General features: G+C 61.7%; 19 protein-coding genes. 12 read left to right on the top strand and 7 right to left on the bottom strand.

The genetic code is table 11. The annotated features are described in order from the left end of the window. Positions 1-18 precede the first annotated feature (18 nt). The 4 genes from lon to V3W40_RS08020 all read left to right on the top strand — a co-directional run bounded on the left by lon (position 19) and on the right by V3W40_RS08020 (position 5,569). The gene (gene lon / locus V3W40_RS08035) at positions 19-2,415 is read left to right on the top strand and encodes an endopeptidase La (protein ID WP_065927024.1); all 2,397 of its coding nucleotides are present in this window, start codon (positions 19-21) and stop codon (positions 2,413-2,415) included. Positions 2,416-2,564: 149 nt separating this feature from the next. Beyond that, positions 2,565-2,837 carry an HU family DNA-binding protein gene (locus V3W40_RS08030; protein WP_003174819.1) on the top strand — a complete coding sequence of 91 codons (273 nt, stop codon included), beginning with the start codon at positions 2,565-2,567 and terminating at the stop codon, positions 2,835-2,837. Positions 2,838-3,068: 231 nt separating this feature from the next. Further along, positions 3,069-4,943, top strand: a complete 1,875-nt coding sequence (locus tag V3W40_RS08025; RefSeq protein WP_027606244.1) for a SurA N-terminal domain-containing protein — start codon at positions 3,069-3,071, stop codon at positions 4,941-4,943. 101 nt (positions 4,944-5,044) lie between these two features. Then, complete coding sequence (locus V3W40_RS08020; protein WP_141690815.1) at positions 5,045-5,569, top strand: GNAT family N-acetyltransferase; 525 nt, start codon at positions 5,045-5,047, stop codon at positions 5,567-5,569. Here the strand turns inward: V3W40_RS08020 and V3W40_RS08015 are convergent. Continuing rightward, a complete protein-coding gene (locus V3W40_RS08015; protein WP_330214801.1) occupies positions 5,516-6,721 on the bottom strand; it encodes an MFS transporter in 1,206 nt (401 codons plus the stop codon). The two genes, V3W40_RS08020 and V3W40_RS08015, sit on opposite strands and share 54 nt — an antisense overlap. 115 nt (positions 6,722-6,836) lie before the next feature. On the opposite strand from V3W40_RS08015, the gene V3W40_RS08010 reads away from it, so the two are divergent. Beyond that, complete coding sequence (locus tag V3W40_RS08010; RefSeq protein ID WP_065927027.1) at positions 6,837-7,733, top strand: LysR family transcriptional regulator; 897 nt, start codon at positions 6,837-6,839, stop codon at positions 7,731-7,733. Between the two features lie 89 nt (positions 7,734-7,822). Then, positions 7,823-8,605 carry a DUF2242 domain-containing protein gene (locus V3W40_RS08005; RefSeq protein ID WP_027606248.1) on the top strand — a complete coding sequence of 261 codons (783 nt, stop codon included), beginning with the start codon at positions 7,823-7,825 and terminating at the stop codon, positions 8,603-8,605. A 1-nt stretch (position 8,606) separates the two neighbouring features. Here the strand turns inward: V3W40_RS08005 and aceE are convergent, their stop codons facing one another. After that, on the bottom strand, positions 8,607-11,267 hold the full coding sequence (gene aceE, locus V3W40_RS08000; protein WP_330214800.1) for a pyruvate dehydrogenase (acetyl-transferring), homodimeric type: 2,661 nt from the start codon (positions 11,265-11,267) through the stop codon (positions 8,607-8,609). A gap of 145 nt (positions 11,268-11,412) precedes the next feature. Between aceE and V3W40_RS07995 the strand changes: the two genes are divergently transcribed. Beyond that, the gene (locus tag V3W40_RS07995; protein WP_330214799.1) at positions 11,413-11,889 is read left to right on the top strand and encodes a MarR family winged helix-turn-helix transcriptional regulator; all 477 of its coding nucleotides are present in this window, start codon (positions 11,413-11,415) and stop codon (positions 11,887-11,889) included. A 26-nt stretch (positions 11,890-11,915) separates the two neighbouring features. Then, a complete protein-coding gene (locus tag V3W40_RS07990) occupies positions 11,916-12,173 on the top strand; it encodes a hypothetical protein (RefSeq protein WP_137212152.1) in 258 nt (85 codons plus the stop codon). An 8-nt stretch (positions 12,174-12,181) separates the two neighbouring features. Here the strand turns inward: V3W40_RS07990 and V3W40_RS07985 are convergent, their stop codons facing one another. Next, on the bottom strand, positions 12,182-13,216 hold the full coding sequence (locus V3W40_RS07985) for an AraC family transcriptional regulator (RefSeq protein WP_330214798.1): 1,035 nt from the start codon (positions 13,214-13,216) through the stop codon (positions 12,182-12,184). A gap of 4 nt (positions 13,217-13,220) precedes the next feature. Next, entirely contained in the window at positions 13,221-14,351 is a 1,131-nt protein-coding gene (locus V3W40_RS07980; RefSeq protein WP_065924138.1) for a carbon-nitrogen hydrolase family protein, read from the bottom strand. A 211-nt stretch (positions 14,352-14,562) separates the two neighbouring features. Here V3W40_RS07980 and V3W40_RS07975 point away from each other — a divergent pair, with 211 nt between their 5' ends. Beyond that, a complete protein-coding gene (locus tag V3W40_RS07975; RefSeq protein ID WP_323147053.1) occupies positions 14,563-16,602 on the top strand; it encodes an NADPH-dependent 2,4-dienoyl-CoA reductase in 2,040 nt (679 codons plus the stop codon). A 57-nt stretch (positions 16,603-16,659) separates the two neighbouring features. Further along, positions 16,660-17,550: a 1-aminocyclopropane-1-carboxylate deaminase/D-cysteine desulfhydrase gene (locus V3W40_RS07970; protein ID WP_065924136.1), complete on the top strand. Its 891-nt coding sequence runs from the start codon at positions 16,660-16,662 to the stop codon at positions 17,548-17,550. On the opposite strand, the gene V3W40_RS07965 is transcribed toward V3W40_RS07970, so the two are convergent. The 3 genes from V3W40_RS07965 to V3W40_RS07955 form a co-directional block, all read right to left on the bottom strand. Further along, a complete protein-coding gene (locus V3W40_RS07965; protein ID WP_065924135.1) occupies positions 17,540-18,097 on the bottom strand; it encodes a cytochrome b in 558 nt (185 codons plus the stop codon). The two genes, V3W40_RS07970 and V3W40_RS07965, sit on opposite strands and share 11 nt — an antisense overlap. A gap of 113 nt (positions 18,098-18,210) precedes the next feature. Beyond that, positions 18,211-19,038: a phosphonoacetaldehyde hydrolase gene (phnX, locus tag V3W40_RS07960; RefSeq protein WP_330214797.1), complete on the bottom strand. Its 828-nt coding sequence runs from the start codon at positions 19,036-19,038 to the stop codon at positions 18,211-18,213. 27 nt (positions 19,039-19,065) lie between these two features. After that, positions 19,066-20,175 carry a 2-aminoethylphosphonate--pyruvate transaminase gene (locus V3W40_RS07955; RefSeq protein WP_330214796.1) on the bottom strand — a complete coding sequence of 370 codons (1,110 nt, stop codon included), beginning with the start codon at positions 20,173-20,175 and terminating at the stop codon, positions 19,066-19,068. Positions 20,176-20,288: 113 nt separating this feature from the next. Here V3W40_RS07955 and V3W40_RS07950 point away from each other — a divergent pair, with 113 nt between their 5' ends. Continuing rightward, a complete protein-coding gene (locus tag V3W40_RS07950) occupies positions 20,289-21,146 on the top strand; it encodes a LysR substrate-binding domain-containing protein (protein ID WP_074847207.1) in 858 nt (285 codons plus the stop codon). Between the two features lie 99 nt (positions 21,147-21,245). Continuing rightward, on the top strand, positions 21,246-21,953 hold the full coding sequence (locus tag V3W40_RS07945; RefSeq protein WP_027606258.1) for a YebC/PmpR family DNA-binding transcriptional regulator: 708 nt from the start codon (positions 21,246-21,248) through the stop codon (positions 21,951-21,953). Positions 21,954-21,997: the final 44 nt, after the last annotated feature.

The following is a 21,997-nucleotide window of genomic DNA, read 5'->3' as shown; positions in this document are numbered from 1 at the left end:
TGTCATAGAGGCGAAATCATGAAGACAACCATCGAATTGCCTCTCCTGCCGTTGCGTGATGTCGTCGTCTATCCGCACATGGTTATCCCGCTGTTCGTGGGGCGCGAGAAGTCTATCGAAGCCCTCGAGGCCGCGATGACGGGCGACAAGCAGATCCTGCTGTTGGCCCAGAAAAATCCTGCCGATGATGATCCAGGCGAAGATGCCCTGTATCGCGTCGGCACCATTGCCACTGTCCTGCAACTGCTCAAGCTGCCCGATGGCACCGTCAAGGTGCTGGTGGAAGGCGAGCAGCGCGGTGCGGTAGAGCGTTTCATGGAGGTGGACGGCCACCTGCGCGCCGAAGTGGTGCTGATCGACGAAGTCGAGGCCCCTGAGCGCGAGTCCGAAGTGTTTGTGCGCAGCCTGCTCTCGCAGTTCGAGCAGTACGTGCAGTTGGGCAAGAAAGTCCCGGCTGAAGTCCTGTCTTCCCTCAATAGCATCGATGAGCCAAGCCGCCTGGTCGACACCATGGCCGCGCACATGGCGCTGAAGATCGAGCAGAAGCAGGACATCCTCGAAATCATTGACCTGTCGGCCCGTGTCGAACACGTGCTGGCGTTGCTGGATGCCGAGATCGACCTGCTCCAGGTCGAGAAGCGCATCCGGGGTCGGGTCAAAAAACAAATGGAGCGCAGCCAGCGCGAGTACTACCTGAATGAGCAGATGAAGGCCATTCAGAAGGAACTCGGCGACAGCGAGGAAGGCCACAACGAAATCGAAGAGCTGAAAAAGCGCATCGATGCTGCCGGCCTGCCGAAAGACGCCCTGGCCAAAGCCACCGCCGAGTTGAACAAGCTCAAGCAAATGTCGCCGATGTCGGCCGAAGCCACCGTGGTGCGCTCGTACATCGACTGGCTGGTGCAGGTGCCGTGGAAGGCCCAGACCAAGGTACGCCTGGACCTGGCCCGTGCCGAAGATATCCTTGATGCCGACCACTATGGCCTTGAAGAAGTCAAAGAACGCATCCTCGAATACCTCGCCGTGCAGAAGCGCGTGAAGAAGATTCGTGGCCCGGTGTTGTGCCTGGTTGGCCCGCCTGGGGTAGGTAAAACCTCCCTGGCCGAGTCCATCGCCAATGCCACCAACCGTAAATTCGTGCGCATGGCCCTCGGTGGTGTGCGCGATGAGGCGGAAATTCGTGGCCATCGCCGGACTTACATCGGTTCGATGCCAGGAAGATTGATTCAAAAAATGACAAAGGTGGGTGTGCGCAACCCGCTGTTCCTGCTCGATGAAATCGACAAAATGGGCAGCGACATGCGTGGTGATCCGGCATCGGCCTTGCTGGAAGTGCTCGACCCTGAGCAGAACCACAATTTCAACGACCATTACCTGGAGGTCGACTACGACCTGTCCGACGTAATGTTCCTGTGCACCTCCAACTCCATGAACATCCCGCCGGCATTGCTGGACCGGATGGAGGTGATTCGTCTGCCGGGTTACACCGAAGACGAGAAGATCAATATCGCCGTCAAATACCTCGCGCCCAAGCAGATTTCGGCCAATGGCCTGAAGAAGGGCGAGATCGAATTCGACGTCGAGTCGATCCGCGACATCGTGCGCTACTACACTCGCGAGGCCGGTGTCCGGGGCCTTGAGCGCCAGATCGCGAAGATTTGCCGCAAGGCGGTCAAGGAGCACGCGCTGGAAAAACGCTTCTCGGTGAAGGTCTCGGCCGACGCTCTTGAGCACTTCCTGGGTGTGCGTAAATTCCGTTACGGCCTGGCAGAGCAGCAGGATCAGGTAGGGCAGGTGACTGGCCTGGCGTGGACCCAGGTGGGCGGCGAATTGCTGACCATCGAAGCTGCGGTGATCCCCGGCAAGGGCCAGTTGATCAAGACCGGCTCCCTCGGTGACGTGATGGTCGAATCCATTACCGCCGCGCAGACCGTGGTGCGCAGCCGCGCCAGGAGCCTGGGGATCCCCCTGGACTTCCACGAGAAGCACGACACCCACATCCACATGCCGGAAGGGGCTACACCGAAGGATGGTCCGAGCGCTGGCGTAGGCATGTGCACGGCCCTGGTTTCGGCATTGACCGGCATACCGGTGCGCGCCGATGTTGCGATGACCGGGGAAATCACCCTGCGTGGCCAGGTATTGGCCATTGGTGGCCTGAAAGAGAAATTGCTGGCTGCACACCGCGGTGGCATCAAGACTGTGATCATTCCTGAAGAGAATGTTCGCGACTTGAAGGAAATTCCTGACAATATCAAGCAGGATCTTCAGATTAAACCGGTTAAATGGATTGACGAGGTCCTGCAAATTGCGCTGCAATACGCGCCGGAGCCCTTGCCGGATGTGGTTCCGGAGATAGTTGCAAAGGACGAAAAACGAGAGTCTGATTCCAAGGAAAGAATTAGCACGCATTAATGTGAATAAGCCTGGGGGCTTCCTTGACAGCTTTTTAGAGCCCTTGTTATAAAGCGGCTCTTAAGTGTCTGTAGGCCATTCAGCACTGGTTTTTGCTGTTTACCAAAAAACTTAGAATCATACTCAATAGATATATAAGGGGACTTAGAGTGAACAAGTCGGAACTGATTGATGCTATCGCTGCATCCGCTGATATCCCGAAAGCTGCTGCCGGCCGTGCGCTGGATGCAGTAATCGAATCCGTCACTGGCGCTCTGAAGGCCGGCGACTCCGTGGTACTGGTAGGCTTCGGTACTTTCTCTGTGACTGACCGCCCAGCTCGCACTGGCCGTAACCCACAGACTGGCAAAGCACTGCAAATCGCTGCTGCCAAGAAACCAGGTTTCAAAGCCGGTAAAGCCCTGAAAGAAGCGGTTAACTAAGCTTCGATCAAGCCTTTGCTACCCGGGTCGGACGCAGGTCTGGCCTGGCAGCGGAGCGAAAGCTGACCCAAGTATCCATCGGGTCGCCAAGCCGGGGGTGTAGATTCAACCCCCCCGTCCGCTCCGCCAGTTACGAGAAGGCGCATCCTCGGATGCGCCTTTCTTCTATCCGGACTCTACCCACGCTCCACGGTTGCCAATTTTTGAAGTTCAACCGTTTCTGGGGGACGCATGCTGCAAAATATCAGGGACAATTCACAAGGCTGGATTGCCAAGACCATTATCGGGATCATCGTCGCATTGATGGCGTTCACCGGTATCGAGGCCATTTTCCAGGCTTCGACCAACACCAAGCAGGACGTGGCCAAGGTCAACGGTGAAGAAATCACCCAGACTGAACTGAGCCAGGCCGTCGACATGCAACGTCGTCAGCTGATGCAACAGCTGGGCAAGGATTTCGATGCTTCACTGCTGGACGAAAAACTGCTGCGCGAAGCGGCCCTCAAGGGCCTGATCGATCGCAAGCTGCTGCTGCAAGGCGCTGCCGACTCCAAGTTTGGCTTCTCTGAAGCTGCACTGGACCAGGTGATCCTGCAGACGCCGGAATTCCAGGTGGACGGCAAGTTCAACGCCGAACGCTTTGACCAGGTGATCCGTCAGCTGGGCTACAGCCGTCTGCAGTTCCGTCAGATGCTGACCCAGGAAATGCTGATCGGCCAGGTGCGCGCAGGCATCGCCGGCAGCGGTTTCGTGACCGACGCCGAAGTGCTGGCATTCGCCCGTCTGGAAAAACAGACCCGCGATTTCGCTACCGTCAATATCAAGGCCAACCCTGCGGCGGTGAAACTCACCGACGACGAGGTCAAGGCTTACTATGACCAGCACGCCAAGGAGTTCATGACCCCGGACCAGGTGGTCATTGACTACTTGGAACTGAAGAAGTCTTCCTTCTTCGACCAGGTCAGCGTCAAGGACGATGAACTGCAGGCTGCCTATCAGAAAGAAACCGCCAACCTCGCTGAACAACGTCGTGCCGCGCACATCCTGATTGAAGTCAACGACAAGGTCACCGACGCGCAAGCCAAGGCCAAGATCGAAGAAATCCAGGCACGCCTGGCCAAGGGTGAGAAGTTCGAGGCCCTGGCCAAGGAGTTCTCCCAGGATCCAGGTTCGGCCAACAATGGCGGCGATCTGGGCTTTGCCGGCCCTGGCGTCTACGACCCTGACTTCGAAGCTGCCTTGTACGCGTTGAACAAAGACCAGGTTTCGGCGCCGGTGCGCAGCACCTTCGGTTGGCATTTGATCAAGCTGTTGGGCGTTGAAGCACCGCAAGTGCCGACGTTTGCCAGCCTGAAAGACAAGCTGACCCGCGAGCTCAAGACCCAACAGGTCGAGCAGCGTTTTGTCGAAGCAACCAAGCAATTGGAAGATGCGGCATTCGAAGCCTCCGACCTGGCCCAACCAGCATCGGACCTGAAGCTGACCGTACACACCTCCGCGCCGTTTGGCCGTGAAGGTGGTGACGGTGTCGCGGCCAACCGCGCCGTGGTCACCGCTGCGTTCAGCCCGGAAGTGCTGGATGAGGGTGCCAACAGCAGCGCCATCGAGCTGGACCCGGAAACCATCATCGTGCTGCGTGCCAAAGAGCACCGCAAACCGGCGCAACTGCCGCTGGAAAGCGTTGCCGCGGCGATTCGCACACAGATGGCCAAGGAGCGCGCCAGCGCGGCTGCCAAGACTCACGCTGACGAACTGATCGCCAGCCTGCGTGATGGCAAGACCCCGCTGAACCAGCCGGTCGACGGCCAGGCCTGGAAAGTCACTGAAGCGGCTACCCGTAGCCAGGAAGCGATTGACCCGGCCGTGCTGCAAGCCCTGTTCCGCATGCCCAAGCCTGCGGCCAAGGACAAGCCGACCTTCACCACCGTGACCCTGGCTGATGGCAGCCTGGTGATCGTGCGCTTGAACGGCGTCAACGAAGCGGCCGCCCCAACGGACGAAGAAAAGGCGCAATACCGCCGCTTCCTCGCTTCCCGTGTCGGCCAGCAGGACTTTGCGGCGTACCGCAAGCAGTTGGAAACCAAGGCTGATATCAAGAAGTACTGATGTCGCTTTGAACAAGAAGCCCCCGGCCTGAAAAGACCGGGGGCTTTTTTATGTGTGCGCTAGACTGGGTACTCGGTATCGTCGACCCAGGAGTTCCAAGCGTGTTGATTCAAGGAATGGATGGCTTGCTGATCCGCCGCGCCAGCGTGGCGGATGTTCCTGCGGTGCTGCAGGTGTTCGACGAGGTGATCGCCTGGTTCGTTGGCAGGGGCAATACCCATCAGTGGGGCACCGAGCCCTGGTCGGGGTCGCCCCGGCGGGTCGCGCAAGTGGCTGAAGCCTGCGCGTTGCCCGGGGCCTGGGTTGTCGAGGACCCCGAGGGGCATCTCCGAGGAGCGCTGGTGGTGGGCGATCCCATGCCTTATGTACCTTCGGCGACTGAGCCCGAGGTGTATGTGCGCCTGTTGATTGCCGCGCGTGACCCGAGTGTTCGCGGCCTTGGCCGGCGCATGATGGCCTTTGCCGATGACCAGGCCCGCGCAGCAGGAGTCACGCGCTTGCGTGTGGACTGCTACGGCGGCGGGACAGGGGATCTGGTGCGTTTTTATGAGTCCTGTGGCTACCAGCGCATTTCAACGTTCGACTTGGCGGGGTGGCCGGGCCAACTGCTGGGGCGCCGTCTGTGATGCACCGGCCCAGGCCAGCAGCATCAGAAGCACAACCGCCCATGGAAAGGCCGTGACGCCCCAACCTTGAAGCAATACGCCACCCGCCAGGCCGCCACCGGCTATCCCCAGGTTCCACACGGTCACCAGCATGGATTGTGCGGCATCCGCCGACTTGCCCGCCGATTGGGCCAGTGCGGTTTGCAGCAATGCCGGCAAACCGCCGAACGCCAGGCCCCATAACGTCACGGCGATATAGATGACTGCCGGCACATTGATCCACAACGCCAGCGCAAGGGCGATCAGGCCAAACAGCGCACAACTGATCAGCAGCAAGGCGCGCAACCACCGGTCAATCAATACACCTGCCAGCCAGATGCTCAGCACTGCCGCGAGGCCGAACACCAGCAGTACTCGGTCAACGTCCGCATCGACCCCTGCGGGCACCAGCAACGGGGCGATGTAGGTGTACAGAATGTTGTGGGCCAGCACGTAGGTAAACGTCACCCATAGCACCGGACGAATGCCCGGCAGGTTCAGCACCTGGCGCAGCCCCAGGCGTTTATCCGCCCGTTCGCCGGCAAAGTCCGGCAGTTGCCAGCGTGCCCAGGCGAGCAGCACCAGGGTCAGCCCGGTCATGATCGCAAAGCTCAAGCGCCAGCCAACGGCGGTGCCGAGGAAGGTGCCCGCAGGTACACCCAGCGACAGCGCCAGGGGTGCACCCAGCATCGCCACGGCAATGGCGCGACCTTGCAGGTGTGGCGCCACCATTCGGCTCGCATAACCCGCCAGCAACGCCCACAGCAACCCGGCGAAGACCCCGGCAAAAAAGCGCGCCACCAGGGTCAACCCGTAATGGCTGGACAGCGCGGTTACGCTATTGACCAAGGCAAAGCCGCCAATGGCCAGCAGCAACAACGGCCGCCTGCGCCAGCCGCGGGTCAGCAGCGTCAGCGGGATGGCTGCCAGCAGGGAGCCAAGGGCGTAGAGGGTAACCAATTGGCCGACCAAGGCGGGCGACACGCCCAGGCCGTCGCCCATCTGCGGCAGAAGCCCGGCGGGTATGGCTTCGGTGAGGATGGTAATAAAGCCGGCGCTGGCCAGGGCCATTAGACCGCCCAAGGGTAAAGAATCCCGTTGGGCTGATGCGGTGAGTGAAGGGCTGCTGCTCATGACGTTTTATCCAGGTAAAAGGGCAAGCAGGCAGAGTAGGGGGCTGTGGTTGACGGAAAAACAGGCTAAGGTTCCGAACTTATCGGACGCGGATGTCCGTAATTGGAGGCAGATCATGGACAGCTTGGGCAGCCTGTCGGTATTTGTGCAGGTGGCGCAGACGCTCAGCTTCACCGCCGCCGGCCGCGTGCTGGGGGTGTCGTCGTCGGCCGTGGGCAAAAGCATTGCGCGGATGGAAGAGCGCCTGGGCGTGCGGCTGTTTCACCGCAGCACGCGCAGTATCACCTTGACCAGTGAAGGTGCACTGTTCCTTGAGCGCTCGCGGCGGATTCTCGCTGAGGTGGAAGCGGCCGAGCAGGAGCTGACGGACGCCGCTGCAACGCCACGGGGCAAGTTGCGCATCAGTGTGCCGCAGGTGCGCGGCTTGTTGATGCCGGTGCTCAGTGACTTTATGCGCACCTACCCGGAGATCGAGCTGGACGTGGATTTTTCCGACCGCATGGTGGACGTGATCGAGGAAGGTTTCGATGCGGTGATTCGCACGGGCAAGCCGGAAGATTCGCGTTTGATGGCGCGTCATCTGGGCCACTACCAGTTGGTACTCGTCGCCACGCCGGGCTACTTCGCCCAACACGGCACGCCGCAGCAACCACAGGACCTCAATGGCCACGCCTGCCTGCGCCACAAGTTCTGCGCCACGGGCAAGCTCGAGCCCTGGCCGTTGCGCCTTGCCCCGGGGGCTGCGGAACCGCTGTTGCGTACGCCGCTGGTCAGCACCACCATCGAGTCCCTCAAGCATGTGGTGCTCGAGGGCTTGGGCATTGCCTGCCTGCCGGACTACATGGTCAACCAGGCCGTGGACGAAGGGCGCTTGCAACGGGTGCTGGATGATGACCTGGAGCATCGGGGCAATTTCTGGATATTGTGGCCCGGTCGCCATACCTCGGCCAAGCTCCGCGTATTTATTGACCATATGTGCGCCGGGCTTTTCCCTGCAGGCCCTGGCGCGTAACCCTGTGACGTTTTACCGACAGGAATGCGCGCGCCAAGGCCTCGTTCTGTTGCACAATACCGCCCAGACCGTTTTCCTCAGGATTATCAATGTCGACATCATTCCACTTGCGTAGCCTCGGGCTGGCGCTGGTGCTGGCGGGCGCCGCGGGCTGCTCGTCACCCAAGACCGCTATTTATGAACATGAGAACTTCGACGACTCCGGTACATTTTCCCGGGATTACCCGGTTACCGATGTAGCGGCGTGCGAGGCCGCGCGGCGCGCCTTGCTGAGCCAGGGCTACATCATCACCAGCAGCGATCCGAAACTGGTCGTGGGTAACAAGAGCTTCCAGCAGACCGGCGAAACGCACCTGCAGATCAGCTTCAACGTGGTGTGCGCCGATGATGGCAAAGGCAAGAACCACTCGACGATGTTCGCCAATGCCCTGCAGGATCGTTATGCGCTGAAGAAGGTCAACAACTCCGCGAGCCTGGGCGTGGGCGTGCTGGGGTCGGTGTCGATGCCGATCGGCTCTACCGATGACTCGATGGTGAAGGTGGCCAGTGAGACGGTGTCCGCGCCGAAGTTCTACGACCGTTACTTTGCGTTGGTGGATGTGTTCCTGCCACAGGAAGTGAAGAAGGCCGAGCATATCCCCGAGCAGCCCAAGGCCGACCTCGGTGTGCCGGAGCCGAAGGCCGCACCGGCTGCAGAGAAAGTCGAGGCGCCGAAGGAAGAGCCTGCCGCACCGGCTGCCTCGGAGCCGGTTGTGCCCGCGCCTGAGGCTGCACCGATTGCGCCGCAGGCCGAGCCCGCACCCGCTGCCACCACGCCGGACCTGCCGCCGCCGACAGAAGCGATTCCGCCCCTGCCGACGCCTGCGCAGTAAATCAAACCGCTACGGGGTCGGCCTTGTCGACGTTGATCCCGTAGCGTTTGATCGCTTCACTGACCTTGTCGCGACCGATCACGCCGTCATCCGCCAGTGCCTTCAGGGCAGCCAGGGCGATGAAGTGGCGATCCACCTCAAAGAACGCGCGCAAGGCTTCCCGGGTGTCTGATTGCCCGAAACCATCAGTGCCCAGTGCGACAAAGCGTCGGCCCGGCACGAACGGACGGATCTGATCGGCGAACAGCTTCACGTAATCCGTCGCCACCACCACCGGTCCCGTTTGCCCGGCCAGGCATTGCTCGACGTAGCTCTCGCGTGGCTCACGCTCGGGGTGCAACAGGTTCCAGCGCTCCACCGCGTGCCCGTCACGGCGCAATTCGGTCAGGCTGGTCACGCTCCATACATTGCATTGCACGGCAAAGTCGTTGGCGAGCAGGTCGGCGGCGGCGATCACTTCGCGCAGGATCGAACCACTGCCCATCAGTTGCACCTTGGCGTGCTGGCTGCCGCTCAGGCGGTACATGCCTTTAACAATGCCATCCTCCATACCTTCGGGCATTGCCGGGTGCGGGTAGTTTTCGTTGAGCAGGGTGATGTAGTAGTAAATATCCTCCTGTTCGACATACATACGCCGCATGCCTTCGCGAATAATCACCGCCAGTTCGTAGGCAAAGGTCGGGTCATAGGACACGCAGCACGGAATCACCGACGACAGGATATGACTATGGCCATCGTCATGCTGCAGGCCTTCGCCCATCAACGTGGTGCGCCCGGCCGTGGCACCCAGCAGGAAACCACGTGCCCGTGCATCGCCCGCTGCCCAGGCCAGGTCGCCGACGCGCTGGAAGCCGAACATCGAATAGAAGATGTAGAACGGCACGGTCATCAGGCCGTGATTGCTGTAGGACGTACTCGCCGCTATCCACGAGGAAATGGCCCCGGACTCATTCAGGCCTTCCTGCATGATCTGTCCGTCCTTGCTCTCCTTGTAATAGCTCAGTTGCCCGGAGTCCTGTGGGGTGTAGAGCTGGCCGACGGCAGAGTGGATACCGATCTGACGGAACAGGCTTTCCATGCCGAAGGTGCGTGATTCGTCCGGCACGATGGGCACGATCAGCTTGCCCAGGTGCGGGTCTTTCAGCAGGGTGCCGAGGATGCGCACGAAGGCCATGGTGGTTGATATCGCGCGCTCGCCAGTGTCCTTGAGCTGAGTGGCGAAGGCGCTCAGTTCGGGGATCTGCAACGGTTCGACCGCCGTGTGGCGCGCGGGTACATAGCCGCCCAGGGCCTGGCGACGCGCGGCGAAGTAACGGGCTTCTTCGCTGTCGGCGGTGGGCTTGAGGTACGGAATTTCAGCGAGTTGCTCATCGGGCACTTCCAGGCCGAAGCGGTCGCGGAAGGCTTTGACGGCATCGGCGCCCATCTTTTTCAGTTGGTGATTGATGTTCTGGCCTTCGCCGGCTTCGCCCATGCCAAAGCCCTTGACGGTCTTTGCCAGGATCACCGTTGGTTGGCCGCTGTGGCGTACGGCGGCAGCATAGGCGTTGTAGACCTTGTCCGGGTCATGGCCGCCCCGTGAGAGTTTCCAGATATCGTCGTCGGACAGGTCTGCAACCAGTGCCAGCAACTCCGGGTATTTGCCGAAGAAATGTTCGCGCACATAGGCGCCGTTCTGGGATTTGTAGTTCTGGTAGTCACCGTCCACGCACTCCATCATGCGCTGGCGCAGCAGGCCGCCGGTGTCTTTTTCCAGCAGCGCATCCCAGCCACCGCCCCAGATCACTTTGATCACATTCCAGCCGGCGGCGCGGTACAGGCTTTCGAACTCCTGGATCACCTTGGCATTGCCGCGTACCGGGCCGTCCAGACGTTGCAGGTTGCAGTTGACCACGAAGATCAGGTTGTCGAGTTTCTCGCGCCCGGCCAGGGAAATGGCGGCCAGGGATTCCGGCTGGTCCATTTCGCCATCACCGAGGAATGCCCAGACCTTGCGGCCCTGGTGTTGCTTGAGGTCACGAAACTCCAGGTAGCGCATAAAGCGCGCCTGGTAGGCCGCCGTGATCGGCCCGAGGCCCATGGACACGGTGGGGAATTGCCAGAAGTCCGGCATCAGCCGTGGGTGGGGGTAGGACGAAATGCCCTCGCCACCGGCTTCGCGGCGGAAGTTATCCAGGTGTGCTTCGCTGATGCGGCCTTCGAGGTAGGCACGGCCGTAGATGCCTGGCGAGGAGTGGCCCTGGATGTACACCAGGTCGCCGTCGAAGTTGTCGGTGCGGCCACGGAAGAAGTGGTCGAAACCTACGTCGTACAGCACAGCGGCTGACGCATAAGTGGCGATATGCCCACCCACACCGGAGTGTTTGCCTGCACGCAATACCATGGCCATGGCGTTCCAGCGGATAAACGCGTTGATACGGCGTTCGATGACCAGGTTGCCGGGGTAGGGCAACTGGCGTTCCACCGGGATGGTGTTGACGTAAGGCGTGGTCACCCGCCCGTAGAAATCACCATGCCGCGCCACGTCGAAATCCAGCAACTGATCGATCAGGTAATGGGCGCGCGGGCGACCTTCGGTGGACAGCACCGATTCGATGGACTCCAGCCACTCGCGGGTTTCCTGTGGATCGACGTCGCGTCTGACTACGTTATTCGGGGTCATGTGAGGCTCCACGGTCGGCGGATTTCAAGTGGCGGGCTCCTTGTGGGAACGTCGTCAAAGTTGTTGCAATTGCAACTACATGGCCGAATCTAGCGCGGGATGAGCTACTATTGCAACCTTCTTGAAATCCGCCGGATGGTGTTGCATGTCGTCGAAAGAGCCTGATGTATGGTTCCGTTTTGTCAGGGCCCACAGAACCGTCATCCGCGAAATCGAGCGCCGCCTGGCGGCCGCCGCCTTGCCGCCTTACGCCTGGTACGATGCACTGTGGGGCCTTGAAAGCGGCCCCGAAGGCACCCGCCGCATGCACGAATTGGCCGATGTGCTGGCCATCGAGCGCTATAACCTCACGCGCCTGGTAGATCGCCTGGAAAAGGACGGCCTGGTGCTGCGTTCACGTTCCGACGGCGATGGGCGCGCGGCCTTTGCGTCGATCACCGATGCCGGCCGGGCGTTGCGTAAAAAAATGTGGAAGATCTACGAAAGTACGGTGGACGAGTTGTTCCTGTCGCAGATCGAACCGCAGCAGCGCCAGGCGTTTGCCGAGGCGTTGGAGCGTACCGCCGGGATGGCGGTGGAGGCGGGTGTCCAAACCCGTGGTCGACGCAAGTCTGAAACTTGATGCATTCCATTTCAGTGCATCCCTGATTGCAATCGCGCCTCAAAACCCCGGTGCTAAATCCGCACAACGCTGCTACGTTTAATCCTGGAGTGCAGGAACGTCATGACGTCGACATTTTTTCGTCATCACGGCACTTTAGGCTGGCTGTGCAGGTCATTTATCTGCAGCCGCTTTTAATTCAAAACAAGGAGCCCACCATGGACGAATATCAGGAAGAACTGCTGGAGTACCAGGCCTTTGAACTGGATCCTCTGGATCCGGCCGATGACGCCACCGAGCTGTAAGACCGACTTCAGGCGGAATGCCGCTGACTGCGGCGAAATTCCCCTGGGGTCTGGTTGTTCCATCGCCTGAACGCCCGTTGAAACGCCTGGGCCGAGGCAAAACCGAGCAAGTAGGCGATTTCGCCGAATGCCAGTTCCGTATCGCGAATGTAGGTCATGGCCAGGTCGCGGCGGGTATCGTTGAGAATCGCGCGAAACTGTGTGCCTTCTTCGGCCAGTTTGCGGCGCAGTGTCCAGGTCGGCAGCTTCAAGCGTGCCGCCACTTCTTCCAGGTCGGGTTCCCGGCCGCCATTGAGCATCGGCCCGAGCAACCGGGTAATGCGCTCGCGCAGGCTGCGGGTGCGGGTCAACTGCTCCAGTTCCCGTTCACACAGTTGCAGCAACAGGTGCCAGGTACTCGGACAATGCTGCGGGTTGCGCAGGGCCAGGGTTTGGTGGCTCAGGCGCAGTTGATTGGCGTCGGCGCCGAACTGGATCGGGCCATCGCCCAGCACCGCGTACTGTTCGCTGTAGTCCGGCGCTTCAAACTCGATTTCAATCCGCTGCGCCTGCACCGTTTGCTGGGCCAGGCTCGACAGTTGCTGCAGCCAGCCGGCGATGATCGAGTCCACCACGAAGCGGTTGTAGGCGTTATAGGGGCTGATGGAATAGAAACGCAGCCAGGCGCCTTCGGCGTCCTCGTGAAAACTTGATTGGCCGCGATAGTTGGAGCCGTACAGCGCCTCGAAGCGGGTCAGGGTGCGCGCCGCCTCACGTACGTTGGGTGCCTGGGCGGCGGTGACCCCGGCCAGCCCGGCCTGGCTCAGGCGGCTGAGCTGGCCCATGCGCAGGCCCAGGCCGGGGTCGCCGGTGAGTTGGATGGCCGCATGGCCCAGGCGCATATAACGGGGGATCGACAAGCGTGCACCCGCTTCGGCGAGGCGCGCGGGGTCGAGGCCGTATTGCAGCAGCAGCGGTTGCGGGTCGAGGCCGTGGCTGTGGATCGCGTCGGCCAGAGTGTGCACGAAGCCCACCGACAAATCACCCAGGCGCACCGGCTTCACGGGGTTACAGCCAGATATTCAGCAGGCGCGCACCACGGGCGTCGCCGTCGGCGCTGATCTGCCCGTAGCTGCTGAGAAAGCTGTGCCCGGCCGTGCCCAGGTCCCAGAACTGCCCACGCAGGAATACGCTCATGCCAGCGGTTGCCTGGCTGACGGGTTGCTGGCTGATCAGCGTCAGGCGCCGCCAGGCCTCACCTTCGCTGAGTTCTTCAGGCTTGAGGCTGATTTCCGGTGGCGTGGACACGCTCTTGAAGCCGCGCCATGGTCGATCCCAGGTATCGCGACCCAGCACAAAGGCCGGTACCGCAATCAGTTGCGCACCTTGCTCGTTGAGCTTGCGATAGTTGTCCGGGTACCAGCTGTCACTGCCGACCAACACGCCGAGGCGCCCGGCCGGGGTGTCGACCACGCTGACGATGTTTTCGTCACCGGGTTCGATAAAACCGCGTTCATCGTAGATCGGATAAAGCTGGCGCTGGGGATCACCGAGGGGCAATCCGTCCGCCGCGAACACCACGCTGGCGTTGTACAAGGCGCCATGGCCGACCTGCAGTTGGCCCTGGCTGACGCTGGGGTTGGGCAGGGCGATGGAGCCGGCCACCAGCGTGACGCCAAACTCCTTGGCCAGGCCGCCGAACAGCACCTGATAGTCCCGCGCCATGCCGGAGGCTTTCATGCGCAGGTAGGCGTCATCGGTGCGGTTATCGCCGGTTGCGCTGATCCAGGCACGCGCAAACAGCAGCGGGTTGCTGACCGACAGCCAGTTCATCGCATCCTTCACGTGCAGCGCCTGGTACACCTCATTTTTTTCACCGGTCAACATCAGCCAGGTGCCGATATGTTCAGGCAGCACCACGATGGTTTTTTCGTTGATCAACCCCTGGTCCCGGGCCTTTTGCAGATAGGCCGCGAGCTTCAGGTGCAAGCGTTCCAGGCTCTGGTAATCGGCGGGAAACAGCTCCGGCTGGATGCCCAGCAAGTTGCCGCGATCGGCGGGCAGGCCTTCGTTGACGGCGAGGGTGATGCGCAGGTCCGACAGGTAATGCCCCACGGGGCGCTCCTGGGTCCAGACCAGATACGCGGCGACTGCGGCAACCAGGGCCATGGAGACGGTAAAAGCGAGAAGTTTACGCATGGGGCAACAGACAACAGACCGGGTGCAGGGTTCGCGACTAGGGTAGGGCCCCGGCAGCGGCTTGCCAAGGGGCGCTGTGCATTTGGATCAATAACTTGTCAGTTTCAGTCATTGAGCCGTCGTCCACCGCCTCTTAGTCTGTGGGACATAAACCGATGGGGTGCCATTCGAGCCCTCCACGTCCCGTGATGATCCGTTGTGGAGCTGTACCATGACCGCTGCTGCCTACCCGCACCTGCTGGCCCCGTTGGACCTGGGTTTTACCACCTTGCGTAACCGCACCCTGATGGGCTCGATGCACACGGGCCTGGAAGAAAAGCCCGGTGGTTTCGAACGCATGGCGGCCTACTTTGCCGAGCGCGCCCGTGGCGGCGTGGGCCTGATGGTCACCGGCGGCATTGGCCCGAATGATGAAGGCGGGGTGTATTCCGGCGCGGCCAAGCTCACCACCGAAGAAGAAGCGCAGAAGCACAGGATCGTCACGCAGGCCGTGCATGAGGCGGGCGGCAAGATCTGCATGCAGATCCTCCACGCCGGCCGTTACGCCTACAGCCCCAAACAGGTGGCGCCGAGTGCGATCCAGGCACCGATCAACCCGTTCAAGCCCAAGGAGCTGGACGAGGAGGGCATCGAGAAGCAGATCCAGGATTTCGTCACCTGCTCGCTGCTGGCCCAGGTCGCCGAGTACGACGGCGTGGAAATCATGGGTTCCGAAGGTTACTTCATCAACCAGTTCCTCGCCGCCCACACCAACCACCGCACCGACCGTTGGGGCGGCAGCTACGAAAACCGTATGCGCCTGGCGGTGGAGATCGTGCACCGCGTGCGTGAAGCGGTGGGCCCGAACTTCATCATTATCTTCCGCCTGTCGATGCTCGACCTGGTGGAAGGCGGCAGCACTTGGGAAGAAATTGTGCAGTTGGCCAAGGCCATCGAGCAGGCCGGCGCGACCATCATCAACACCGGCATCGGCTGGCACGAAGCGCGTATCCCGACCATCGCCACCAAAGTACCCCGTGGCGCGTTCAGCAAAGTCACGGCCAAATTGCGCGGTGCGGTGCAGATCCCGCTGATCACCACCAACCGCATCAACACACCGGAGATTGCCGAGCAGATCCTCGCCGAAGGCGATGCCGACATGGTCTCGATGGCGCGGCCTTTCCTCGCCGACCCCGAGTTCGTCAACAAGGCCGCCGCCGGCCGCGCCGATGAAATCAACACCTGCATCGGCTGCAACCAGGCTTGCCTGGACCACACCTTTGGCGGCAAGTTGACCACCTGCCTGGTTAACCCGCGGGCCTGCTATGAAACCGAACTCAACTACCTGCCGGTTAAGCAGATCAAGAAAATCGCCGTGGTCGGTGCCGGCCCCGCAGGCCTGGCCGCCGCCACCGTGGCGGCTGAGCGTGGCCACCAGGTGACCTTATTCGATTCGGCCAGTGAGATCGGCGGCCAATTCAATATCGCCAAGCGCGTACCGGGCAAGGAAGAGTTTTTCGAGACCCTGCGCTACTTCAATCGCAAGTTGCAGACCACCCACGTCGAGCTGTGCCTCAACACCCGTGTCGACACCGCACAACTGGTGGCGGGCGGTTACGACGAGATCGTCCTGGCCACCGGCATTGCGCCGCGCACGCCGGCGATTCCGGGCGTTGAAAATGCCAAAGTGCTGAGCTACCTGGACGTGATCCTCGAGCGCAAGCCGGTGGGCAAGCGCGTCGCGGTGATCGGCGCCGGCGGCATTGGTTTTGACGTGTCGGAATTCCTCGTGCATGAAGGCGTGTCTACCAGCCTCGACCGCGAAGCGTTCTGGAAAGAGTGGGGCATCGACACCCAGTTGCAAGCCCGTGGCGGTGTGGCCGGGATCAAGCCGCAACCCCATGCCCCGGCCCGTGATGTGTTCCTGTTGCAACGCAAGGCTTCCAAGGTCGGCGACGGCCTGGGCAAGACCACCGGCTGGATCCACCGTACCGGCTTGAAGAACAAGCGCGTGCAGATGCTTAACAGCGTCGAGTACCTGAAGATCGACGATGACGGCCTGCATATCCGCATCGGTGCCGAAGGTGAGCCGCAGCTGTTGGCCGTGGACAACATCGTCATCTGCGCCGGGCAAGACCCGCTGCGCGAGTTGCAGGACGGCCTGGTCGCCGCAGGGCAGAACGTGCACCTGATCGGCGGCGCCGATGTGGCGGCCGAGCTGGACGCCAAGCGCGCCATCAACCAAGGCTCACGGCTCGCCGCCGAGCTGTAAGGCGACGCAAGGGGCGGTGTTAGACTACCGCCCCTTTTTCGATGCAGATGCCGCCCGATGGGTCCTTTCGATTGGCTTCCCCATGCACCGCTTGAACCGTTAGCGCTGGAGTGGCTGAACGGCGTCGAGCTGGCCGTGCTGCGCCTGGACCGTATCGACCCACTGATCAGCGGCAATAAGTGGTTCAAGCTCACCCAACATCTGGCCCAGGCGCAGCAGGCCGGTGCCAGCGGCATCGTCAGCCTCGGCGGTGCTTACTCCAACCATCTGCACGCGCTGGCAGCGGCGGGCAAGCGCTTTGGTTTTCCCACCGTCGGCCTGTTGCGTGGTCACCCTCAAGACACCCCCACAGTCCTCGATCTGAAAGCCTTTGGCATGCAGTTGCATTGGCTGGGCTATGCCGGCTACCGCGCGCGCCACGCGGAGGATTTCTGGTTGCCGTGGCGCGCGCAATATCCCGATCTTTACCCCGTGCCCGAAGGCGGCGGCGGGATGGCCGGGGCATTGGGTTGCGGGGTCTTGGTCGAGCAGGCACGCCGGCAATTGAGCACCGTGGGCTGGGCCGATTACGATGCCTGGTGGTTGGCGGCAGGCACCGGTACGACGTTGGCGGGGTTGGCGTTGGCGGAGGCGGGTGCGCATCCGGTGTATGGCGCCATGGCGGTACCGGATGATCATGGTGTGGCACAGAACGTGAGTGCTCTGGTGCAGGGTGGTTATGAATTGCTGGACGCCAGTCGGGGCGGTTTTGCCAAGGTAGATCCGCTGCTACTGGACTTTATCGAGACCGCTGAACAGGCCTGCGGTGTACCGCTGGAACCGCTCTATACCGGCAAGGCGTTGTTGGCGTTGAAGCAGCAGATCGAGGCCGGGCGGTTCGTACCCGGCACTCGCCTGATCTTCGTGCATACCGGCGGCTTGCAGGGCCGCCGAGGGTTTACAGCCTAGCACGCTTACCCGGCATCATCCGCAGCGCCGTGTTATCACGCATCACATAATGATGAAAGATCCCCGCCAACGCATGCAGCCCGATCAGCCAGTAACCGGCCTTGCCGAACCACACATGCCAGCCTTCAATCTCTTTGGCCAGCGCCTTGTTTTCAGCGATCAGCGGCGGCAACTCGATCCCATAGAACATCACCGAATGCCCCTCGGCACTGACGATCAGCCAACCGGCAATCGGCATGCCGATCATCAAGGCGTACAGCGCGAAGTGCATCAGCGTGGCCAGCAGGCTTTGCCATTGCGGCGGGGCGGGGACGATCCTCGGCGCAACCCCCAGGCTGCGCGCGAACAGGCGCAGCCACACCAGCACAAACACGGTGAGGCCGAACATAAAATGCATCTCGACGATCAACGTCCGTGCACCGCTGCCTTTGGGAAACTGTCCGCGTAACTCAATGCAGGCGTAGACCACCGCCAGTAGCACCACCATCAACCAGTGCAGCGCAATCGACATGGTGCTGTAGCGCGTATCGGAATTTTTCCACGGCATCGCTGGGTTCCTCACTCATCAGGGCGAACCTTCGTTCTTTGGCGACGAAGTCCTTTTACTGTAAGCCTGTTTTGCGCGGTTTGCCCGGTGCGATGTCGTTGTCTTGACCTCTATCAGTCGCTTTGCGGCATTTCGCCACGGGCCAGGCGCTGGTTGATGTCGGCGATGACGGCCGGCAGGTCGGTAATGGTATCGATCAGGTAATGGGGGCGGGAGCTTGCGAACATCGCTTCGATGCGCGTGCGTTCGCTGGCCAACGTGGCGCTGTCCAGGGCGCGGAACTGCGCGTAGGTCAGGCCCAGGGCATTGCCGGAGCAGGTCAGGGCCACGGTCCACATCCCGGCGCGGCGGCCTTCGAGGATGCCTGGCACGGTGTCGTCGACCTTGACGCACGCCGCCACATCGTCGATGCCCAGGGCGATCACGTTGGCGAGTGCCTGGGCTGGCCATGGGCGGCCGTTGGGCACTTCGTCGGTGGCGACCACGTGGTCGGCGACGTAGCCGTTGGTGGTGGCCAGCGCGACGACCTTGTCCATGACTTGCTTGGGGTAGCCGGAGCAAGAGCCGATCTTGATGCCTTGCACACGCAGTCGGGCGATGGTGTCGAGGGCGCCGGGGATCAGCGCCGAGTGTTCGGCGATCTTCTCGATCTGCAACGGCATGAAGCGCTGGTAGATGGCCGTCACGTCGTCATCGGTGGGCGTGCGGCCGAATGCCTGGCGGTAGCGCTCGGCGACTTGCGGCTGGTCGCACAGGGTGCGGATATGGTCCCACTTGCCCATGCCCATCGGGCCACGGGCTTCTTCGATGGATACCTGCACATCGAATTCGGCGAAGGCCTCGACGAAAATCTGCGTGGGGGCGAAGGAGCCGAAGTCGACCACGGTGCCGGCCCAGTCGAGGATGACGGCCTGGAGGGTGTTGGGGTTTTGATAGTTCATGGTTCAGATCCTGTGGGTAAGGGGCAATCAGATGTCCGACACTTCCATTTCTTCCAGCACCTCGGCGATCGCCTTGACCGCTGCGCGCATCCCTTGCGCATCGACATGGCCGATGCAGCCCACGCGGAACGTCTCCACCTGGGTCAATTTGCCCGGGTACAGAATGAACCCCTTGGCCTTGACCCGTTCGTAGAAGTCCTTGAACTGGTAGCGCGGGTCCTGCGGTGCGTGAAAGGTCACGATGATCGGTGCCTGGATCGCCGTCGGCAGGAAGCTGCGCAGGCCCAGTGCGGCCATACCGTCGAGCAATGCCTGGCAGTTGTCGGCATAGCGTCGGTGGCGCGCGGGCAGGCCGCCTTCTTCCTGGTATTGCAGCAGCGCTTCGTGCAGGGCGGCGACCACATGGGTCGGCGGGGTAAAGCGCCATTGGCCGGTCTTGGTCATGTAGCTGTGCTGGTCGAACAGGTCCATCGCCAGGGAATGGCAGTTGCCCTGGGCGGTGGCCAGCGCCTGTTTGTTCGCGAAGACGAAGCCCATGCCCGGCACGCCTTCCAGGCACTTACCGGACGCGGCGATCAGTGCGTCGAACGGCACTTCGCGGGCATCGATCGGCAGCGCACCGAAGGAGCTCATGGCGTCGATGATCAGGCGCTTGCCGTGGTGTTTGACGACCTCGGCGATCTGCGGCAGCGGGTTGAGAATGCCGGTGCTGGTTTCGCAGTGGATCAACGCAACGTGGGTGATGGCGCTGTCTACCGCCAGCAGGCGGTCCACATCGGCGGCGGTAGTAGGCTGGTCCTCGGCGGTCTCAAAGGTGCTCAAATCACGGCCGAGCACTTCGCAGATCCTGGCCAGGCGCTTGCCGTAGGCGCCGTTGATCAGCACCAGTACCTTGCCGTCACGCGGGACCAGGGTGCCGATGGCGGCCTCGACCGCAAAGGTGCCGCTGCCTTGCAACGGCACGCAATGGTGGCTGCCTTCGCCGTGGAGGATCGCCAGCAATTGCGCGCAGACGCTGGCAGTGAGTTGGTTGAAGCGGTCATCCCATGAACCCCAGTCCACCATCATGGCCCGGCGGGTGCGGTTCGATGTGGTCAGGGGGCCAGGTGTCAGCAGGATCGGCGCGGCAGTGGTCATCTCAAGTCCTCGCAAGGCATCGGGGGTTGAAGCTACGACGCCTAAATTGCAGTTTGGCTTGTCATCAATCAAATTGTTTGTTGTTATGCGAGCTATCAGTGAGGCCGATAACCATGAACCTGTTCCAACTGCGCGCATTCGATGCCGTGGCCCGCGAGGGCAGTTTTACCCGTGCTGCCGCGCGGCTGTTCATCAGCCAACCGGCGGTGACCGGGCATATCAAGGCCCTGGAGGAGCACTACCAGATCCCGTTGCTGCGCCGCACCGCGCGGCGGGTGGAGTTGACCGAAGAGGGCGCGCGGCTGGCGGCGATCACACGGGCGATCTTTGGCCTGGTGGACGAAGCCCAGACCATGCTGGAGGCCAACCGCCAACTGCTGAGCGGGCGCCTGGAAGTCGCGGCGGACGGCCCGCACCTGGTGATGCCGATGATTGCCAGCCTGCGCGCGCGCTACCCCGGGATTACCGTCAACCTGCGCCTGGGCAATGCCCAGGAAACCCTGGCCGCGCTGTTGTCCGAGCATGCGGATGTGGCGGTGCTCACCGAAGTGGAACCGCGCAACGGTCTGCACCTGCAACCGTTGAGCGAGTCGCGGATGTGCGCATTGGTGCCGGCCAGCCACCCGTGGGCGCAGCAACCCGAGGGTATTCGCCTCGAGCAACTCAACGACATGATCATGGTGCTGCGCGAGCCCAGCTCGATCACCCGGCGTACCTTCGATGAGGCCTGCATGGCCGCGAATGTGCAGCCCAAGGTGCTGCTGGAGCTGGACAGCCGCGAGGCGGTGACCGAAGCCGTCGCCGCTGAGCTGGGGGTGGGCGTGGTCTCGTCCATGGAAGTCAGCCCCGACCCGCGGGTGCAGGCGGTGCCGATTGAGGGCGAGGGGCTGCTCAACCGGCACCTGCTCGGTTGCATGGAGCGGCGCCGTTCGTTGCGCCTGATTCAGGCGTTTTTCGAGTTGGCGCCCTGAGGGTTTTTTGGTGGAACGATGCGTTCTCGCGCTATAAACTCTGCCCCCAAAGCGCCGGCCAGTAGACGTTTCGGCGCGATGTATAGAAGAGAGTGAGTCATGGGCGCACAGTGGAAAGTCAAACATAAAGAAGCGGCATCCAATGCCAAGGGCAAGATCTTCGGCAAGCTGGTGAAAGAAATCACCATCGCCGCCCGCAACGGTGCCGACACCGCGACCAACGCCCACCTGCGTCTGGTGGTGGAACAGGCCAAAAAGGCCTCGATGCCCAAGGAAACCCTGGAACGCGCGATCAAGAAGGGCGCCGGTCTGCTCGGTGAAACCGTGCAATACCACCGCGTGACCTACGAAGGGTTCGCCCCGCACCAGGTACCGTTGATCGTCGAGTGCGTGACCGACAACATCAACCGCACCGTGGCGGAAATCCGCGTGGCGTTCCGCAAGGGGCAGCTGGGTGCTTCCGGCTCCGTGGCCTGGGATTTCAACCATGTCGGCCTGATCGAAGCCTCGCCGGACACCCCGGATGCCGATGCGGAAATGGCCGCGATCGAAGCCGGTGCGCAGGACTTTGAAGACGGCGAAGAGGAAGGCACCACCCTGTTCATCACCGAGACCACCGACCTGGACGCCGTGCAAAAAGCCCTGCCGGAACAGGGGTTCACCGTGCTGTCGGCCAAGTTGGGCTACATCTCGAAGAACCCGGTAAGTGGCCTGACCGATGAGCAGATGGCTGAAGTCGAAGCCTTCCTCGAAGGCTTGGACAACCACGACGACGTGCAGGATATGTTCGTCGGACTGGCGGGCTGATTTATCCGCTGAAGAAACGCATTCAAAATGTGGGAGGGGGCAAG

The sequence above is a fragment of the Pseudomonas sp. AM8 genome, from assembly GCF_036346475.1.
In the GTDB taxonomy this organism is placed as follows: Bacteria; Pseudomonadota; Gammaproteobacteria; order Pseudomonadales; family Pseudomonadaceae; genus Aquipseudomonas; species Aquipseudomonas marginalis.
The sequence above is the reverse complement of the archived record's forward strand: the minus strand, read 5'-3'. Positions and strand labels throughout refer to the sequence as shown.

Excerpts from the sequence above, each read along its gene's own strand:
- lon (WP_065927024.1), top strand. The coding sequence starts at position 19 with ATGAAGACAACCATCGAATTGCCTCTCCTGCCGTTGCGTGATGTCGTC.
- V3W40_RS08025 (WP_027606244.1), top strand. The coding sequence starts at position 3,069 with ATGCTGCAAAATATCAGGGACAATTCACAAGGCTGGATTGCCAAGACC.
- aceE (WP_330214800.1), bottom strand. The coding sequence starts at position 11,267 with ATGACCCCGAATAACGTAGTCAGACGCGACGTCGATCCACAGGAAACC.
- V3W40_RS07975 (WP_323147053.1), top strand. The coding sequence starts at position 14,563 with ATGACCGCTGCTGCCTACCCGCACCTGCTGGCCCCGTTGGACCTGGGT.
- V3W40_RS07965 (WP_065924135.1), bottom strand. The coding sequence starts at position 18,097 with ATGCCGTGGAAAAATTCCGATACGCGCTACAGCACCATGTCGATTGCG.
- V3W40_RS07945 (WP_027606258.1), top strand. The coding sequence starts at position 21,246 with ATGGGCGCACAGTGGAAAGTCAAACATAAAGAAGCGGCATCCAATGCC.
- V3W40_RS08015 (WP_330214801.1), bottom strand. The coding sequence starts at position 6,721 with ATGAGCAGCAGCCCTTCACTCACCGCATCAGCCCAACGGGATTCTTTA.
- V3W40_RS07970 (WP_065924136.1), top strand. The coding sequence starts at position 16,660 with ATGGGTCCTTTCGATTGGCTTCCCCATGCACCGCTTGAACCGTTAGCG.
- V3W40_RS08010 (WP_065927027.1), top strand. The coding sequence starts at position 6,837 with ATGGACAGCTTGGGCAGCCTGTCGGTATTTGTGCAGGTGGCGCAGACG.
- V3W40_RS07995 (WP_330214799.1), top strand. The coding sequence starts at position 11,413 with ATGTCGTCGAAAGAGCCTGATGTATGGTTCCGTTTTGTCAGGGCCCAC.
- V3W40_RS07950 (WP_074847207.1), top strand. The coding sequence starts at position 20,289 with ATGAACCTGTTCCAACTGCGCGCATTCGATGCCGTGGCCCGCGAGGGC.
- V3W40_RS07980 (WP_065924138.1), bottom strand. The coding sequence starts at position 14,351 with ATGCGTAAACTTCTCGCTTTTACCGTCTCCATGGCCCTGGTTGCCGCA.
- phnX (WP_330214797.1), bottom strand. The coding sequence starts at position 19,038 with ATGAACTATCAAAACCCCAACACCCTCCAGGCCGTCATCCTCGACTGG.
- V3W40_RS08005 (WP_027606248.1), top strand. The coding sequence starts at position 7,823 with ATGTCGACATCATTCCACTTGCGTAGCCTCGGGCTGGCGCTGGTGCTG.
- V3W40_RS07955 (WP_330214796.1), bottom strand. The coding sequence starts at position 20,175 with ATGACCACTGCCGCGCCGATCCTGCTGACACCTGGCCCCCTGACCACA.